This window comes from Streptomyces sp. NPDC006265 (assembly GCF_040613555.1).
GTDB lineage: Bacteria > Actinomycetota > Actinomycetes > Streptomycetales > Streptomycetaceae > Streptomyces.
Map to the genome: position 1 here is coordinate 1 of NZ_JBEXSH010001173.1, position 2,224 is coordinate 2,224.

Consider the following 2,224-nt stretch of genomic DNA (forward strand, 5'->3'; position numbering starts at 1 on the left):
GTCCAACGACCGTGCTGGTCAGCCCGTCCGCGCGCCGGGCCGTCGCCCGGGCCGGGCCGGTCCGGCCGACCAGGGGCCCGGTGTCGTCCGCGACGGCCCAGCCGCCCTCGCGCACGGGCGTGCCGGGCGGCGCGTCGACGTGGTGCACGCGCACCTCCCAGGGGCCGTGGACCACGCTGACCGTCTCGATGCGGTGCCCTTCGCCGCTGCCCGGGAGCACGGCCCGGTGCCAGGAGGCGGCACGGCCGCCTTCGGCTCCGAGGGGGTGGATCCGGCCGCGCGGAGTGGGTGTCCCGTCGGGAGCGAGCAGGGCGATGTGGTTGTCGGGGGCGGTGCGCGGTGGCGGTGGTGTTTCGGGGGCCGTGGCGCTGCTGTAGGCGAGCCGGGCGTAGTGCGGGCTGTCGTCCGATGTCGCCGGCGGGGGTGGCAGGCGGTCGCTGCCGTGATTGACGAGCCGTACGATCCCGTCGGCTGCGGTGGAGTGCAGCAGCCAGCCGGGGGCGGGTAACGCGAGGCGGACGTCGCCCGTCTCGACCGGCCCGGGTTCCTCGGGCGCGGTCCACACGGGGTGGTCGGCGGGCAGCAGCAGGCCGAGGAAGGCCTTGCTCGCCCAGTACGGGGAAGCGGGGCCCGAGTACCGCTGGGTGACGGGGAGGAAGGGCCGGTACCAGCCGAGGGTGAGCAGCCCCCGCTCGTCGGGTACGCCCCGCTCCGCGAAGTGCTTGAGCGCCCCGGAGGCGAGGCGGCGCGTGCGGCCGGGCGGCAGCGGGGTGGCGTCGGCGAGCACACCCGCCCACAGGGGCGCCGTCGTACCGAACCGGTAGGTGAGGGAGCGGCCTTGATGGACGGGAGCACCGTCGGCGCCGAAGAAGTGCTGGTGGTCGTGGAGGAACGAGCGCAGGCGCGTACGGTGCTCCGCCACCGTCCGGGGGTCGGCGCGCGGCCCCGCGATACGGGCCCAGAGGGCCGGATACAGGTGCAGGGCCCAGGCGTTGTAGTAGTCGAACTTGCGGCCGTCGCCGTCGGTGTACCAGCCGTCGCCCCGGTACCAGTCCTCCAGGCGGGCGAGTCCGGCGTCGATCTCCCGGCGGTCGTGCCGGGCGCCGACGGAGGCGAGGAACTCCTCGGTGATGACCTGGAACAGCCGCCAGTTGGAGTCGTTGACGACCGCTCCTACGAAGCCTCCCAGCCAGTCGGCGATGCGCTGCCGGACACGGTCGTCGAGGCGGTCCCAGATCCACGGGCGGGTCTCGTGCAGGGCGATCGCGACGGACGCCGCCTCCACCATGGGCTGGCCCCGGTCGGTGATGGGCGGCCAGTGGTCGGGGCTGTGCGGGTCGGTGCCGGACGCGAGTCCGGCCGCGTACCGCTCGGTCAGGCCGGGCGTCTCCTGCCCGCCCGAGCCGGCGATGCGGAACGCGGCCAGCAGGAAGGAGCGGGCGAAGCCCTCCAGGCCGTCCGACCAGGGCCCGGAGTGGCTGGGCGGGCCGGGGAGGCGGTACTGGGCCAGGCCCGGGGAGGCGTAGGGGGTCAGGGCGTCCAGGAGGCGGTCGGCGACGGCCTCCCAGTGGGCACGGGTCCAGCCGGTGACGGGTGAGGTCAACGGGTCGGCGGGAGGCAGGTGGGGCAGGTTGGGGAGGTGCGTCGGGTCGGGGAGCGACACGTGCGGCGCGCTCATACGGCTGCGGTTCCTCCGTTGCTCACAGGGCTCGCCCGGGCGGGGGCGGGCCGACGCTGTCGCGGACGACGATGTGGGTGCCGAGCAGGTGGTGGGCCCCGGCGGCGTGCTCGGGGTCGCGCAGGGCGACGCGCACGGCGGCGCGTCCGAGTTCCTCGGCCGGGGTGCGGACGGTGGTGAGGGGCGGGTTGAAGTCCTCGGCGAGCGGGATGTCGTTGTAGCCGACGACGGAGATGTCACCGGGAACGCTCAGCCCGGCGTCGGCGATGGCGCGCAGGGCGCCGGCGGCGACCATGTCGTCCCCCGCGAAGACGGCGGTGAACTCCCGTTTCGCCTTGAGGAGTTCGGTCATCGCACGGTGTCCGGCGGCGCGCCCCAGTCCGCAGTCGACGACGTGCGCGGCCCCCGGTGGCAGACCGTGCTCGGCGAGGGCGGCCCGGTAGCCGGCGACGCGGGCGTCGAGGGCGGTGTTGCCGGGCAGCCCGCCGAGGAAGACGACCCCGCGGTGCCCGGCCGACAGCAGATGGCCGGTGACGGCGCGAGCTC

The 2,224-nt window shown here is 75.5% G+C and carries 2 protein-coding genes; both read right to left on the reverse strand.

All coding sequences use genetic code 11. The annotated features are described in order from the left end of the window. The coding region (locus ABZ281_RS46700; RefSeq protein WP_356664618.1) for a DUF2264 domain-containing protein at positions 1-1,678 on the reverse strand (1,678 nt) is incomplete at its 3' end. Between the two features lie 22 nt (positions 1,679-1,700). Further along, the coding region (locus ABZ281_RS46705; RefSeq protein WP_356664620.1) for a substrate-binding domain-containing protein at positions 1,701-2,224 on the reverse strand (524 nt) is incomplete at its 5' end.